The sequence below is a fragment of the Aureimonas sp. SA4125 genome, from assembly GCF_019973775.1.
Lineage (GTDB): Bacteria > Pseudomonadota > Alphaproteobacteria > Rhizobiales > Rhizobiaceae > Plantimonas.
Genome location: NZ_AP025032.1, coordinates 4,755,432 through 4,769,582 on the forward strand (window position 1 = coordinate 4,755,432; position 14,151 = coordinate 4,769,582).

A 14,151-nucleotide genomic window follows, 5' to 3' on the forward strand; every position below is an offset into this window, starting at 1 on the left:
TGTCGCCCGATCTAGTCGCGCCAGAGCGTCATCGGCGTCCCGTCGGCCATCGTGCCGGAGAAGTAGTTCATGCCGTCGCGCTTCAGCGTCGCGAGCACCGTCTGTCGATTGGACGCAAGAATCTGCAACGGCGCGTCGTAGCCCGTGAAGCTGTGGCCGAGCGTCCAGCGTGCGGACTGCGCCAGCAGCGGGCTGGTGCAGCTGTCCGACTGGATCCTGCCCGCCGTCGCCGTCTGGCCCTGCAGGTTGATGCCGGCATTGACCGTCAGGGTGCATCCGCAGGTGGGGGACCCGTCGGTCGCCGTCCACTTCCCCTTGAGATCCTGTTCGGGCCGGACCTGATCGTTGGCGACGGCGCCCGCCACCACGCCGCCGAGCGGGCCGGCAATGGCGCCGCCAAGGCCGGAAATGATGCTCTTGCCGACGTTCCTCCCGATGTTCTTGCCGACGGCCGTGCCGAAATCGGCGCCCTTGGCGGGTTTGGGTGGCGGACCACCGGCGATCGTCACGGCGCAGAGCGCGCCGGAGGGCGCGGCCGGCTGGCCCCCATAGGCCGCCACCGTCCCTGCAGCCGTCGGTTCGGCGGTCTCGCTCGCGGCGGCTCGGGCGGCTGCCGCTCCCGTGCCGGCCGGTCCGGCCGTGCTGGACGAGGCCCCCGACTGGCAGGCGGCGAGCACGAGCGCGGCAAGAGCTGCGGCAAGACCCGATGCTCTCGGCATTGGTGCAGACATAGATGATCCCTCCCCTCACATTCCCCTACGTCAATGAATTGTGTGGGCAGCGGGGAGTCAAGATGGAGACGGCCTCTGTGGAGGGGTCGGAACGTTCTGAGGGTCTGGCGATGGCTGGCCGATGCTAAAGCGGGATGGCTTTTCGTCGAATTGCCGTCCCGCTTCAGCTCTTTGTCTTCGCATGATCTGTTCCAAAAGCCGGAAGCCACCTTTCGGGATCATGCTCTAGCCCCGGTCAGAACTGGTGGCGGCCGAGCAGCCTCGCATGGCCGACGAGGGACTCGACCAGGGTTTCCAGCGACAGGCGCGCATGCTCCTCGCGCAGGCGTCCGTCGGCATCGAAGCCGTTTCCGGTATCGGCGAGCGTCACCTGGGAGGTGAGGACCTCGGTGCCGAGCGCGAGGCAGATCGGCCGCAGCGCCACGAGCGCGCGCAGCCCGCCGAGCCGCGAGGGCGAGGCTGCGGCGAGGGCGACGACGAGGCCGCGAAAGGGCTGGACCGGCCGACCCCTGATCTTGCGTACCCGGCTGACCCAGTCGAGCGCGTTCTTGAGGAGGGGCGGGATCGAGGCGTTGTATTCCGGCGTGACGATCAGCAGCGCGTCCTGCGCCGCGATCATTTCCGCGAGCCGCAGGGCAGCTTCCGGCGGGCCGTCGCTGTCCTCGTCGTCGCCGCAATAGATCGGCATCGGATAGTCGGCGAGATCGACCAGCGAAACGCTGGCCGCCGTCAGCGCCAACTGCCGCGCCGCTTCGGCCGCCAGCAGCCGGTTGACCGAGGCCAGCCGGAGCGAGCCCGGAAGGACGAGGATGCGCGGGCTCATGTCGCGACCTTCATGCCGCCGTCCTCACGCCGGCACCGGCGCGCTCGGCCGGGTGTCTCCCGCCAGGGGCGTATAGATCCAGACCCTCGCCGGGGGAATGTTGTCCCAGACGATCGGCGAGGAGGAGACGGTGAAGACGCCCGGCAGCGGCTTGATCGGAGCGGTGACGAGGTAGGAGAGCTGGGTGACGTTGCCGCCCGGTCGCAGCCGCTCGAAATAGCCGCGCAGGAGGGCCTGCCGCTTCTCCTGGCTGAAGCCGACGATCGGGATGGCGAGGAGGATCGCGGCAAACTTTTCGTTTCGCCGTTCGCCGAGCGTCGTGTCCAGATCGAAGCCGTCGCCATGGATGACGTTCACGCGGGGGAAGCGCTGCTTCAGGGTTCGGGCGAAGTCGCCTTCATACTCGATCGAGGTGATGCGCTCGGGCGCGACCCCCTTGTCGATCAGCGCCTTGGTGACGACGCCGAGCCCAGGGCCGAGCTCGAGGATCGGGCCGTCGACATCGGTGCTGGCGTGCCGAACCATCATCGCGCAGTAGCTCGGCGAAGACGGCGCGACCGCGCCCATCTGGCCGGGATGGCGCACCCAGTTGGCGAGAAAGCGGGCCCAGTCGCCGCCGCGTCCGGCGGATGAAGCTTTCGCGTTGTCGGTCACGTCCAGGATCCTTCTTCCGGTGTCCTCTGGTCAGCCGCGACGATAGACGAGGACGCGTGCCGGCGGCAGGTTCAGTTTCACCCAGGAGCCGATTTCCACGGAGGCGCCGATCCGGTCGGGCTTCACGGGCAAGGTCAGCGCATAGGAGAACTGGATGAAGGGACTGCCCGGCGCCATGCGGTCGAGCGATCCCGAGATCACCGCCTCGCGCACGCTGTCGGGCTTGGTGAAGAGCGGCAGGCCCGAGACGACGGCGGCGACGCTGCGCCCTGCGAGTGCCTTTTCGACGTCGCCGTTCGGCGCGTAGGCGTCGCCGCGCACGATCCGGGCCTTGGGGAAGCGGCTGGCGAGAAGCTCGCAGAACTCCGGCGAATACTCGGCGAGGACGAGGCTCTCCTCCGGCACGCCACGGTCGATGAGGCACTGCGTGACGGCGCCGGTGCCCGGGCCGATCTCCAGCACCGCCATGTCCGCCATTCCGGGCCCGACCGGCACAGAGGCGGCCATCGCCCGCCCCAGCCGGCGCGAGGACGGCGACACGGCCCCCATCACCAGCGGGCGCCGCAGCCAGCCGCGAAAGAAGCGGACATCGTCGGACGACCGGTTGCGCGGATCCGCGGCGCGGGAACTGGAGACTCTCATGGCGTCCTGTCTCCAGAAAGACTGAGCGCCGAAGGGCGCGGCGGGAGGTTGATCATGCAGGGCGAGCGCTTGGAGGGCGAGGCCGGAGAGACGTCGGGTCGGCCGGCCGACAGTCAACCACTAATCGGTGAGACCCTCGAAGAAGTCCTTCATCCGGGCAAAGAACCCCGTCGACTGCGGCGAGTTGTCGGAGGACGACGTCTGCTGGAACTCCTCCAGGAGTTCACGCTGGCGCTTGTTGAGGTTCTGCGGCGTCTCGATCTGCACCTGGATGAAGAGGTCGCCGGTCTGGGACGAGCGTAGCACCGTCATGCCCTTGCCGCGGACGCGGAACTGGGTGCCGCTCTGCGTGCCTTCGGGCACCTTCACCCTTGTCTTGGCGCCATCCAGCGTCGTCACCTCGAAGCTGCCGCCGAGCGCTGCCGCGGTCATCGATACCGGCACGGTGCAGTAGAGGTCGGCGCCCTCGCGCTGGAAGAGGTCGTGGCTGCGCACGGACAGGAAGATGTAGAGATCGCCCGCCGGGCCGCCGCGCAGGCCGGCCTCGCCCTCGCCGGCGAGGCGGATGCGGGTTCCGTCCTCGATGCCGGCGGGAATGTTCACCGAGAGTTGACGCTCTTCCGGCAGGCGACCGTCGCCGCCGCACTTGCCGCAGGGGTCGGCGATGATCTGGCCGCGGCCCTGGCAGGTGGGACAGGTCCGCTCGATCGAGAAGAAGCCTTGCGCGGCGCGCACGCGCCCGACGCCGCCGCAGGTCGGGCAGGCTTTCGGCGCCGAGCCGGGCTTGGCGCCGGTGCCGGTGCACTCGTCGCACTGGATCGTCGTCGGCACGCCGATCTCGGCGGTCTTGCCGGTGAAGGCCTCTTCGAGGCCGATCTCCATGTTGTAGCGAAGGTCCGAGCCGCGCTCGCGGCCGTTGCTGGACGCCGCGCCGCCGCGTCCGCGACGCTGGCCCATCATCTCGCCAAAAATATCGTCGAAGACGTCGGCCATGGACGAGCCGAAATCGCCGCGGAAGCCGCCGCCGCCGCCGGGGCCGCCATTCTGGAACGCGGCATGACCGTAGCGATCGTAGGCGGCGCGCTTCTGCGGATCCTTCAGGACCTCGTAGGCCTCGCCGAGCTCCTTGAACTTCGCCTCGGCCGCGGTGTCGCCGGGATTCTTGTCCGGGTGGAACTGCATGGCAAGCTTGCGGAAGGCGGTCTTCAAGGTCTTGTCGTCACACGTCCTGGTGACGCCGAGCATCTCGTAATAGTCGACTTTCATCGAGACGGGTCCATCGCTTGTCGTGAGGTCGAGGCAGCTCCGGCACGCGCGGGTGCGGTGCTGCCAGTGCGCCTGATGTGGGGGCGTAGGCTGCGCGTTACCATAGCAAATGCCGCGGGGGAAAGCCGGAGCATGTCAGTCGAGCCCCGTCGAGACTTGTCAATCCCTGGCGAAGTCGCACCCGGGCGCCGCCGTCCGCTCCCGCCGCAGGCACCATCCATGCCAGCGTCATTGCCGGGAGCGGACATGAAAAAGCCCCGGCGACGGTCGCCGGGGCTCCTGTCTGGCCGTCGAGCGGTCAGGCCGACTTCTTGCGGTCGTCGTCGTTGACTTCCTCGAAGTCGGCATCGACCACGTCGTCCTGCGAATTATCGCCGGTCGGCTGGGCGGCCGCATCGGCCTGCTCGTTCTGCGCGGCCTCGTACATGGCCTGACCAAGCTTCATCGAGGCGGCGGCGAGGATCTCGCTCTTGGCCTTGATCGTCTCGGCATCCGGCTCGGAGGCTTCGAGCGCCGTCTTCAGATCCGCGATGGCGGAAGAGATTGCGGTGCGGTCGGCTTCCGAGACCCGGTCGCCGTATTCGGCCAGCGACTTCTCGGCCGAGTGGACGAGGCTCTCGCCCTGGTTCTTGGCCTCGACCGCGGCACGACGCTTCTTGTCGCTCTCGGCATTGGCCTCGGCTTCCTTCACCATCGCCTCGATGTCGGCATCCGACAGGCCACCGGAAGCCTGGATGGTGATCCGCTGCTCCTTGTTGGTGCCCTTGTCCTTGGCCGAGACGTTGACGATGCCGTTGGCGTCGATGTCGAACGTGACCTCGATCTGCGGCATGCCGCGCGGTGCCGGCGGAATGCCCTCGAGGTTGAAGCGGCCGAGGCTCTTGTTGTCCTGGGCCATTTCGCGCTCGCCCTGGAAGACCTGGATGGTCACGGCGTTCTGGCTGTCCTCGGCGGTCGAGAAGACCTGGCTCTTCTTCGTCGGGATCGTCGTGTTGCGGTCGATCAGGCGGGTGAAGACGCCGCCCAGCGTCTCGATGCCGAGCGACAGCGGCGTGACGTCGAGAAGGAGGACGTCCTTGACGTCGCCCTGGAGAACGCCGGCCTGGATGGCCGCACCCATGGCGACGACTTCGTCCGGGTTGACGCCCTTGTGCGGCTCCTTGCCGAACAGCTGCTTGACGACTTCCTGCACCTTCGGCATGCGGCTCATGCCGCCGACGAGAACGACCTCGTCGATATCCGCGGCGGTGAGGCCGGCATCCTTCAGCGCCGACTTGCACGGGCCGACGGTGCGCTGCACGAGATCATCGACGAGGCTCTCGAACTTCGAGCGCGTCAGCTTCATCGTCAGATGCTTCGGCCCGGAGGCGTCGGCGGTGATGAAGGGCAGGTTGATCTCGGTCTGCGAGGCGGAGGACAGCTCGATCTTGGCCTTCTCGGCCGCTTCCTTCAGGCGCTGAAGGGCGAGCTTGTCGTTCTTCAGGTCGATGCCCTGGTCCTTCTTGAACTCGGCCGCGAAGTAGTCGACGAGGCGCATGTCGAAATCCTCGCCGCCGAGGAAGGTGTCGCCGTTCGTCGACTTCACTTCGAACACGCCGTCGCCGATCTCGAGCACCGAAACGTCGAAGGTGCCGCCGCCCAGATCATAGACCGCGATGGTCTTGCCGTCGTTCTTGTCGAGACCGTAGGCGAGCGCGGCTGCCGTCGGCTCGTTGATGATGCGCAGGACTTCCAGGCCGGCGATCTTGCCGGCATCCTTGGTCGCCTGGCGCTGGGCATCGTTGAAGTAGGCGGGAACGGTGATGACGGCCTTGTCGACCTTCTCGCCGAGATAGGCCTCCGCCGTCTCCTTCATCTTCTGCAGGATCATGGCCGAGATCTGCGAGGGCGAGTACTTGTCGCCGGCCGCCTCGACCCAGGCGTCGCCATTGTCGGCGCGCACGATGCCGAAGGGCACGAGCTTCTTGTCCTTCTCGACCGTCGGGTCTTCGTAACGGCGGCCGATCAGGCGCTTGACCGCAAACAGCGTGTCCTCGGGATTGGTGACGGCCTGGCGCTTGGCCGGCTGGCCGACGAGACGCTCGCCGTCGTCGGTGAAGGCGACGATCGACGGGGTCGTGCGCGCGCCCTCGGCGTTCTCGATGACCTTCGCGGTCTTGCCGTCCATGACGGCGACACAGGAATTCGTAGTGCCAAGGTCGATACCGATCACCTTCGCCATGTTCTTCTCCTTCTTGAGCAAACCGCCCGGACCCTCGACGAGGCGTTCCTCATGGCGGCTCCTGATTCTTTTGTACCGGCGGGATCACCCGGAGGCGACCGCCCCGCCGAAGCTGGTGGGTATATATGAAGGTGCTGGGGGACACGCAAGACGGACGATGGGGCTGGGAGTGCACGGATTTTTGCGAGGGCCCGCCTTCCATCGTCGGCGATCGGACCATCGCGACACGGAACCCTTGCCGCGTTTTCGACTTACTTCCCGGAGTGGCACTCGGCGGTCCATCGGCACACAGCCCCGGGACCGGGCGAGCGTCCATCCGGACTTCGCCATCTGCAAAACAGGAAATGCGTCATGAACGGTATCATCTATCTCGTCGGCCTGGTTGTCGTGGTTCTCGTCATCGCGTCGTTCCTCGGCCTTCGCTGAAACGCGCGAGCCGCATCGCATCCGCGATGCGGCAGAGACTGGCCAAGCTAAGGCGGCGACGTGACCACCGGATTGGCCGACCACTCCGCCTGCATCAACCGGTCGGCGGCGAGACGGGCAAGCATCAAGGTCAGCGCCTTGCGCCGCGCCGGCGCCAGGCGATGCTCCGGCGCGTCCCGCAGCATCTCCGCCGCATAGCCGTCCGTGACGATCAGCCCACAGTCTTCCGGAAAGATCTCCTGGGGGACGCCCGGATGGGTCGCGAAGTAAAGCTGGTCGCAGTGCAGGCGGTACTGCGGCCATTTCTGATCGACGCGGAAATCCTGGACCGAGGTCTTGATCTCGACGATGAGGATGGCGCCGCCGCCGGCGACCCCGACGAGATCGGCTCGCCGTCCTGACGCCAGCGAGACCTCCGGCAGCACCGCGATCCGCCGCATCATCATCAGCCGTTGAACACCGCGCCGCACGAGCATCGCGCGATCGGATTGGCGTCCGTCGATCAGCGGCTGGTAGGAATGGGGCGAGACGATCGGCATGGGGCAGACTAGCCCACCCATTCGAACGAGGGCAAGCGAGAAGAACAAATCAGGAATAAAAGCGTCACGCCTCCGCGCGGCGACTGTGAAAGGCGACGGCCTCTCCGGCGATCTCGTCGAGGATCGGGCAATCCGGCCCCTCGCCACCAGGGCATCGCTCGGTCAAAAGCGACAGCTCGCGCTTGAGCGACTGCAGCTCGGCGATCTTGCGGTCGATCTCCGCCATCCGGCCGCTGGCCATCGACCGGACATCCTCGCTGTGGCGGTTGTCGTCGGCGTAGAGCGCGAGAAGCTTGCGCGCCTCCTCGATCGAGAAGCCGAGCGAGCGTGAACGCTGCAGGAATCGCAGTAGGTGGACATCGCGGTCGCGATAGGAGCGATAGCCGTTTTCTGCCCGGGCCGGTCGCAGAAGGCCGACTTCCTCGTAATATCGTATGGTCTTGGGCGGCAGTCCCGAGCGCCGCGACGCTTCCCCGATGTTCATGAGAAGTCCTCGATCCGTCTTTCACGTCGTCCCGCAACGGAGATGTCGCAGCGGCGGCGAACGTCAACTGTGACCAGGTCGCAACAAAGACTTTATTAACCATGACTGTATCTACTGTCGGCGTTGTCAGACTCGTTGGCACGGCCTATCCAGAAGCTACGCACAACATGGAAACGGCTGCCGTCGCGCGAGTATTGCCCGGCCCCTGAACCTCACTCCGACGCCCTGGATTTCGCCGCCATGTCTTTCAGTCTGAAGTCTCTCACCCTTGGCGCTGCGGCGGTTTCGGTCGCCCTTCTGTCCGGCTGCGCGACCTCTTCCAACGTCGTCGCGCAGAATACCGCGGTCGCGGTGTCGCGCATCACGGCCTACACCTCGCCCAGCATCGGCGATGACCGCTCGTTCGGCGTCGCGCCGGCGACGGCCTACGCCGCCACCGTCGATGGCGATTTCGCCCTGCCGGCGATTCCCTCCGACAAGATCGATCCGAAATACCTGCGCCAGCGCGTCGTCTACGATGCCGGCGGCTACGAGGAGGGCACGGTCGTCGTCGATACCGGCAACCGCTTCCTCTATGTGATCGAGCGCGGCGGCACCGCCATGCGCTACGGCATCGGCGTCGGCAAGGCCGGCTTCTCCTGGGCCGGCGAGGCCAAGATCGGCGACAAGCAGCATTGGCCGCGCTGGTTCCCGCCGATGGAAATGATCGACCGGCGCGACGATCTGGAAAAGTTCCGGGACGGCAAGGGCATGGACCCGGGCATCGACAACCCGCTCGGCGCCCGCGCGCTCTATCTCTACCAGGGCAACAAGGACACGCTCTACCGCCTGCACGGCTCGCCGGAATGGCGCTCGATCGGCACCGCCGCTTCCTCGGGCTGCATCCGCCTGATGAACCAGGACATCATCGACCTCTACGAGCGCATTCCGCTCGGCGCGCGGGTCGTGGTTCTCCAGGGCAGCGAGCGGCTGGTCGACCAGGACAAGCCGGAGCCGACCAAGCGCCGCGCTAAGGCGAGCTGACGGCGCCGCGCCGGCCATCGGCGCGACGGCAGGTCCGAGTCTGACCATCGGACGTAAAGACGGGCCATCGGACGTGAAGACGGGCCGTAGAACGTGAAGACGGGGGACCGTCACTGGGCCGGATGCTTCGGGGGAAGCATCCGGCCCTTTTTCGTTGCGCGATCCGGCTGGGTGCGAACCGTCAGGCGGTGATCCGGCGCGGGCGCCGCCGCGGCCCGTGACGGATGGCGGCGACGAGCAGCAGGCCAAGCGTCACGGCATTGAGGACATGCCACAGGAAATGCGTGCCGACCGGCCATGTCGGGCACAGAGGGGCGTCGGCGATGCGCAGCGCCAGCGACAGGGTGAAGACGAGGCCGGCCGCCAGAACGAGCGGGCCTTCCGGCTTGCGCCTGGCGAGGAGTGCCAGGCCGATCGCGAACAGCGCGAGGAGCGCCGGCACATAGGATGCCGAGCTGCCGACGATCCCGCCGAAGACGTCGCCGGCAAAGCGCGACAGCCCGATGAAGCACAGCGTCCCCAGTGCGGCCGTGATGGCGCCGAGGCCGACCAGCCGGTACAGCGCCAGGGCGAAGTAGGCATAGATGAAGACCGCGATGGGAAGGACGTCGGCAAGGCTCGACCAGAGATTGGCGAAGGTGTGGAAGAGGAAGGAGCCGACGCCGATCACCGCGACGACACCGACCAGCGCAAGGCTTGCCCAGTCCCGTGCCTGCCGCGCTCCGCGGCCGTGCCGGTCGATGCGCCGCCACAAAGCCAGGCCGAGCCCGGCGGCGACGAGAAAGGCCAGGTTCGAGACTGCGTTCACCGGCTCGGCCCAGAAACTCGCGGTCAGGCGCTCGCAGTAGCCGTCGATCGGATCGGTCCAGTTCATCGAAGGAACCTCCCACTGCTGGCGTGTCTCTCCGCCAGAATGCTTGAAGCAGCCTTCCGGCTCGCATCCAAATGAATCTTTCCCGATCACTAATCATCAAGCCTTAGCGGATAGGTTGCACATGGGCCTATTGTTGATGTGGCGGCGCTCATGAAAACCTTGCGGAAATTCCTGTCACAGCGTGGCGGCAACTTCGCCGTCATGGCGGCACTCGGAGCCATTCCCCTGATCTTTGCGTCCGGAGCGGCGCTCGACATCTCGCGAATGTATTCCGACCGGATCCGCCTGCAGGCAGCGATCGACTCGGCGGCGCTCTCGGTGGTCAAGAACTCCGGCTTCGACACGGCGGCGGCCGACACGATCGCGGAGCGGATGCTGCTGGCCAATTACGGGCCGGGCTATCGCAGCCTGACGGTCGAACTGACGCAGTCCGGCGCGAAGGTCTCGGCCGAAGTGGTGACGCCGACGACCCTGACGGCCGTGCTCGGCTACAAGGAAATGACGACGAGCGTCAGCGGCACGGTGGAATATCCGCAGACGCGCTACGAGATCGGCCTCGTCCTCGACACGACCGGCTCGATGTCCGGCACCAAGCTCGCCGAGATGAAGAAGGCGGCCGCCGCCATGATCGACCAGTTCGGCGCGACGGAGATCCTGCGCCGCCGCGTCCGCTTCGCGCTGGTGCCGTTCTCGGCCTATGTCAATGTCGGTAAGGACAAGCTCAACGCCTCCTGGATCGACACGGACGGCCTTGTGCATCTGCCGGGGAGCATCATTCCGACGGGCGTCAGCCGCACCCGGATCTTCGAGAACGGCTTCTGGCGGGAGGGATGGCGCGGCTGCGTCGAGGCCCGCATCGAAAGCGGCACGGAGAACCATTCGGTCGACGATACGACGCCGCGGAAGAACGCGCCGCGGACGCTCTTCGTGCCCCTGTTGTCTCCGGACGAACCGGCGCAGAACTCCGTCAACAACTACTCCACCGACAGGACTTTGTCGGGGCTCGGCGTGACGATGAAGAACGGCGTGCCGAGCTATGCCGAGGCCGCCCTCGACGTGCCGGTGGGTGTTCCGCCCGGCGGTCTGGCGCCGCAGGGGCCCAATCTCGGCTGCGATGCCCAGCCGATCACGCCCCTGACCGCGGATTTCGACGCGGTGAAGGCCGCAATCTCCCAGCTCAAGGCTTCCGGCAACACCAACATCACCGAGGGCATGGCCTGGGGCGCGCGGGTTCTCTCCCCGGCCGAACCGTTCACCGAAGGCCTCAGTCCCGACGCCGACGTGCAGAAGATCATCGTCCTCCTGACCGACGGCGACAATACGATGCGCCAACTCGCCAATGCCAAGGGGTCGGCCTATTCGGCCTACGGCTATCTCAGCGACTGGCGCTGGGACAAGTCGTACAAGAACGGCGGATACGGCAAGATCTGCGACGACGACGACGATGACGATGACGACGAAGACGAGGCTGACGGCGACGGCAACTGCTCGGCCAAGAAGGGCGAGGATGTCGCTGCCGTGAAGCAGGCCCAGATCGTCGCGGCGATGAACGCCGACACCCTGGCCGCCTGCACCAGTGCGAAGGAGGCGGGCCAGGAGGTCTACACCATCCGCCTCGAACTCGACACGAAGACGAGCTCGACGCTCCTGTCGAACTGCGCCACCGACACCGCACACTACTACGACGCCCAGAGCGCGTCCGACCTGCCGGCGATCTTCGACGCCATCACCGAGCGCATCCTGAAGCTGCGCATCACCTCGTAGGGCAGGGTGGTGGGGCGTCCGGCCCGGTAAGAGTGGCGCCGCGCTTGTGCCGTGCCGCGTGCCTGCCCATATCGGGGAGGCGAGGCCACGCCCTCCCCCTTGCGGGCCTTTTCGACCGGGACGTCCCGGCTTTCCGGAAGGAGGGCCGATCATGGCCTGGACCATGCTCCTGGCGGCAGGGTTTCTCGAAATCGTCTGGTCGCTGTCGATGAAGCAGTCGCACGGCTTCACCCGGCTCCTGCCGAGCCTCGTCACCGCCACGGCCATGCTCGCGAGCTTTGCTCTTCTGGCGGCCGCGATGAAGACCCTGCCGCTCGGCACGGCCTACCCGATCTGGACCGGCATCGGCGCGATCGGCGCCTTTGCCGCCGGCATCCTCTTCCTCGGCGAGGCCGTCACCCCGCTGCGGCTCGCCGCGGCGGGGCTGATCCTGTCCGGTCTGGTGCTGATGAAGGTCGCCACACCCGAGGCATGAGCTGCGAACGGGCGGGCTACCCTCGGCCCTCTCTCAGCCGCGCGCCTTCTTTTCCAGCCGGCGGCGGTGAAGGACCGGCTCGGTGTAGCCGTTCGGCTGCTCGCGCCCCTTGAAGACGAGGTCGCAGGCGGCCTGGAAGGCGATCGAGCCGTCGAAGTCGGGCGCCATGTTCTCATAGGCCGGGTCGCCGGCGTTCTGCGCGTCGACCTTCGCCGCCATCTTCTGCATCGCCGCCATCACCTCGTCCTTCGAGACGACGCCGTGGTGCAGCCAGTTGGCGATGTGCTGCGAGGAAATGCGGCATGTCGCGCGGTCCTCCATCAGGCCGACATCGTTGATGTCGGGCACCGTGGAGCAGCCGACGCCCTGATCGACCCAGCGCACGACATAGCCGAGAATGCCCTGCGCATTGTTCTCGACCTCGGCGACGATCTGCTCGTTCGGCCAGTTGGCGCGGCCGGCGAGCGGGATGGTCAGGATGTCGGACAGGATCGCGCGGCGACCCTTGGCGGCGATGTTGTCCTGCCAGGCGAGCACGTCGACGCGGTGGTAGTGCGTGGCGTGCAGCGTCGCGGCGGTCGGGCTCGGCACCCAGGCGCAGTTGGCGCCGGCCTGCGGATGGCCGATCTTGACCGCCAGCATGTCATGCATCTTGGCCGGCATCGCCCACATGCCCTTGCCGATCTGCGCCTTGCCCTTGAGGCCGCAAAGAAGGCCGATGTCGACGTTCCAGTCCTCGTAGGCGCCGATCCAGGTGCGGTCCTTCATCACCGTCTTGCGCACCATCGGCCCCGCTTCCATCGACGTGTGCATTTCGTCGCCGGTGCGGTCGAGGAAGCCGGTGTTGATGAAGAAGACGCGGTGCTTTGCCGCGCGGATGCACTCCTTGAGGTTCACCGTGGTCCGGCGCTCCTCGTCCATGATGCCCATCTTGATTGTGTTCTCGGCCAGCCCCAGCACCGCCTCGACGCGGCCGAAGATCTCGGCCGAGAAGGCGACCTCCTCCGGCCCGTGCATCTTCGGCTTGACGATGTAGACCGAGCCGGCGCGCGAATTGCGCAGGCCGTCCGTCTTCTTCAGATCGTGCAGGGCGATCATCCCCGTCACCATCGCATCCATGATGCCTTCCGGCACCTCGGACCCGTCCTTCAGGTGGATCGCCGGATTGGTCATGAGGTGGCCGACATTGCGGATCAAGAGCAGCGAGCGGCCGGGCAGCGTCAGCGACGAGCCGTCGGGCGCGGTATAGCTGCGGTCGGGGTTCAGGCGGCGCGTCACCGTCTTGCCGGCCTTCTCGAAGGAATCCTCGAGGTCGCCCTTCATCAGGCCGAGCCAGTTGCGGTAGACGGCGGTCTTGTCCTCGGCATCGACCGCGGCGATCGAATCCTCGCAGTCGCAGATCGTCGAGATCGCCGATTCCATCAGCATGTCGGCGACGTGGGCGCGGTCGCGCGAGCCGATCCGGTTCTCGGCGTCGATCTGCACCTCGATGTGCAGGCCATTCTGCTTGAACAGCACCGCGGTCGGTGCGGCGGGATCGCCGACATAGCCGGCGAAGGCGTCGGGGGTCTTCAGCATGGCCTTCTTCGGACCGCCAAAGTCGGCGACCAGCGAGCCGCCCTCGACGGCATAAGCGGTGACGTCGATGTGGCTGACGCGGTCGAGCGGCGCGACGCCGTCGAGAAAACCCTTCGCCCAGGACACGACGCGCGCGCCGCGGGCCCGGTCATAGGGGCCGGACGGCGGGGCGTCGCCCATCGCGTCGGTGCCGTACAGCGCGTCGTAGAGCGAGGTCCAGCGCGCATTGGCGGCGTTCAGCGTGTAGCGCGCGTTCATCAGCGGCACGACGAGCTGCGGTCCGGGGATCGTCGCGATCTCCGGATCGACATTGGCGGTCTCGATCTGGAAGTCGGGACCTTCGCTCTGGAGGTAACCGATCTCCTGCAGGAAGGCGCGGTAACCGGGGGCGTCGACCGGCTTTCCGCGGCGGGCCTTGTGCCAGTCGTCGATCTCTGCCTGCAGCCGGTCGCGGACGGCGAGCAGCGCGCGGTTCTTCGGCGCGAGATCGTCGAGGATGTCGGCAAAGCCCTTCCAGAAGCGATCGGGCTCCACCCCGGTTCCCGGCAGCGCTTCCGTGTCGATGAAGGTCTTCAGCTCGGCGGCGACCGTCAGGCCATGAATCTCGATCGTGTCGGACATGTTCTTCTCCTTGAGGCTTTCGGCAAGCGG

13 protein-coding genes are annotated in these 14,151 nt (G+C 66.8%); 3 read left to right on the top strand and 10 right to left on the bottom strand.

Annotated features, from left to right (window positions below):
* Positions 1-11 precede the first annotated feature (11 nt).
* The 8 genes from Sa4125_RS22500 to cueR form a co-directional block, all read right to left on the bottom strand.
* On the bottom strand, positions 12-731 hold the full coding sequence (locus tag Sa4125_RS22500; RefSeq protein WP_224001910.1) for a hypothetical protein: 720 nt from the start codon (positions 729-731) through the stop codon (positions 12-14).
* A 235-nt stretch (positions 732-966) separates the two neighbouring features.
* Positions 967-1,554 (bottom strand): NAD(P)H-dependent oxidoreductase, encoded by a 588-nt coding sequence (locus Sa4125_RS22505; RefSeq protein ID WP_224001912.1) that lies wholly within the window; start codon positions 1,552-1,554, stop codon positions 967-969.
* A 24-nt stretch (positions 1,555-1,578) separates the two neighbouring features.
* Positions 1,579-2,208 carry a methyltransferase domain-containing protein gene (locus Sa4125_RS22510; RefSeq protein WP_224001915.1) on the bottom strand — a complete coding sequence of 210 codons (630 nt, stop codon included), beginning with the start codon at positions 2,206-2,208 and terminating at the stop codon, positions 1,579-1,581.
* Between the two features lie 30 nt (positions 2,209-2,238).
* Entirely contained in the window at positions 2,239-2,850 is a 612-nt protein-coding gene (locus Sa4125_RS22515; RefSeq protein ID WP_224001917.1) for an rRNA adenine N-6-methyltransferase family protein, read from the bottom strand.
* 120 nt (positions 2,851-2,970) lie between these two features.
* The gene (gene dnaJ / locus Sa4125_RS22520) at positions 2,971-4,116 is read right to left on the bottom strand and encodes a molecular chaperone DnaJ (RefSeq protein WP_224001918.1); all 1,146 of its coding nucleotides are present in this window, start codon (positions 4,114-4,116) and stop codon (positions 2,971-2,973) included.
* Between the two features lie 298 nt (positions 4,117-4,414).
* Entirely contained in the window at positions 4,415-6,337 is a 1,923-nt protein-coding gene (dnaK, locus tag Sa4125_RS22525; protein WP_224001920.1) for a molecular chaperone DnaK, read from the bottom strand.
* Between the two features lie 473 nt (positions 6,338-6,810).
* A complete protein-coding gene (locus Sa4125_RS22530) occupies positions 6,811-7,302 on the bottom strand; it encodes an MmcB family DNA repair protein (protein WP_224001922.1) in 492 nt (163 codons plus the stop codon).
* Positions 7,303-7,366: 64 nt separating this feature from the next.
* Positions 7,367-7,786 (bottom strand): Cu(I)-responsive transcriptional regulator, encoded by a 420-nt coding sequence (gene cueR, locus Sa4125_RS22535; RefSeq protein WP_224001924.1) that lies wholly within the window; start codon positions 7,784-7,786, stop codon positions 7,367-7,369.
* Positions 7,787-8,026: 240 nt separating this feature from the next.
* Between cueR and Sa4125_RS22540 the strand changes: the two genes are divergently transcribed.
* A complete protein-coding gene (locus Sa4125_RS22540) occupies positions 8,027-8,809 on the top strand; it encodes a L,D-transpeptidase (protein WP_224001926.1) in 783 nt (260 codons plus the stop codon).
* Between the two features lie 181 nt (positions 8,810-8,990).
* Here the strand turns inward: Sa4125_RS22540 and Sa4125_RS22545 are convergent, their stop codons facing one another.
* Positions 8,991-9,683 (bottom strand): ceramidase domain-containing protein, encoded by a 693-nt coding sequence (locus Sa4125_RS22545; RefSeq protein WP_224001928.1) that lies wholly within the window; start codon positions 9,681-9,683, stop codon positions 8,991-8,993.
* Between the two features lie 150 nt (positions 9,684-9,833).
* On the opposite strand from Sa4125_RS22545, the gene Sa4125_RS22550 reads away from it, so the two are divergent.
* Positions 9,834-11,447 carry a pilus assembly protein gene (locus tag Sa4125_RS22550; protein WP_224001930.1) on the top strand — a complete coding sequence of 538 codons (1,614 nt, stop codon included), beginning with the start codon at positions 9,834-9,836 and terminating at the stop codon, positions 11,445-11,447.
* Between the two features lie 151 nt (positions 11,448-11,598).
* A complete protein-coding gene (locus tag Sa4125_RS22555) occupies positions 11,599-11,922 on the top strand; it encodes a multidrug efflux SMR transporter (protein WP_224001932.1) in 324 nt (107 codons plus the stop codon).
* A 33-nt stretch (positions 11,923-11,955) separates the two neighbouring features.
* Here Sa4125_RS22555 and Sa4125_RS22560 read toward each other — a convergent pair whose 3' ends face one another.
* Complete coding sequence (locus tag Sa4125_RS22560; RefSeq protein ID WP_224001933.1) at positions 11,956-14,121, bottom strand: malate synthase G; 2,166 nt, start codon at positions 14,119-14,121, stop codon at positions 11,956-11,958.
* Positions 14,122-14,151 lie beyond the last annotated feature (30 nt).

Coding starts and splice junctions, on each gene's coding strand:
- Sa4125_RS22560 (WP_224001933.1), bottom strand. CDS start 14,121: ATGTCCGACACGATCGAGATTCATGGCCTGACGGTCGCCGCCGAGCTG.
- dnaK (WP_224001920.1), bottom strand. CDS start 6,337: ATGGCGAAGGTGATCGGTATCGACCTTGGCACTACGAATTCCTGTGTC.
- dnaJ (WP_224001918.1), bottom strand. CDS start 4,116: ATGAAAGTCGACTATTACGAGATGCTCGGCGTCACCAGGACGTGTGAC.
- cueR (WP_224001924.1), bottom strand. CDS start 7,786: ATGAACATCGGGGAAGCGTCGCGGCGCTCGGGACTGCCGCCCAAGACC.
- Sa4125_RS22545 (WP_224001928.1), bottom strand. CDS start 9,683: ATGAACTGGACCGATCCGATCGACGGCTACTGCGAGCGCCTGACCGCG.
- Sa4125_RS22530 (WP_224001922.1), bottom strand. CDS start 7,302: ATGCCGATCGTCTCGCCCCATTCCTACCAGCCGCTGATCGACGGACGC.
- Sa4125_RS22550 (WP_224001930.1), top strand. CDS start 9,834: ATGAAAACCTTGCGGAAATTCCTGTCACAGCGTGGCGGCAACTTCGCC.
- Sa4125_RS22540 (WP_224001926.1), top strand. CDS start 8,027: ATGTCTTTCAGTCTGAAGTCTCTCACCCTTGGCGCTGCGGCGGTTTCG.
- Sa4125_RS22515 (WP_224001917.1), bottom strand. CDS start 2,850: ATGAGAGTCTCCAGTTCCCGCGCCGCGGATCCGCGCAACCGGTCGTCC.
- Sa4125_RS22505 (WP_224001912.1), bottom strand. CDS start 1,554: ATGAGCCCGCGCATCCTCGTCCTTCCGGGCTCGCTCCGGCTGGCCTCG.
- Sa4125_RS22500 (WP_224001910.1), bottom strand. CDS start 731: ATGTCTGCACCAATGCCGAGAGCATCGGGTCTTGCCGCAGCTCTTGCC.
- Sa4125_RS22555 (WP_224001932.1), top strand. CDS start 11,599: ATGGCCTGGACCATGCTCCTGGCGGCAGGGTTTCTCGAAATCGTCTGG.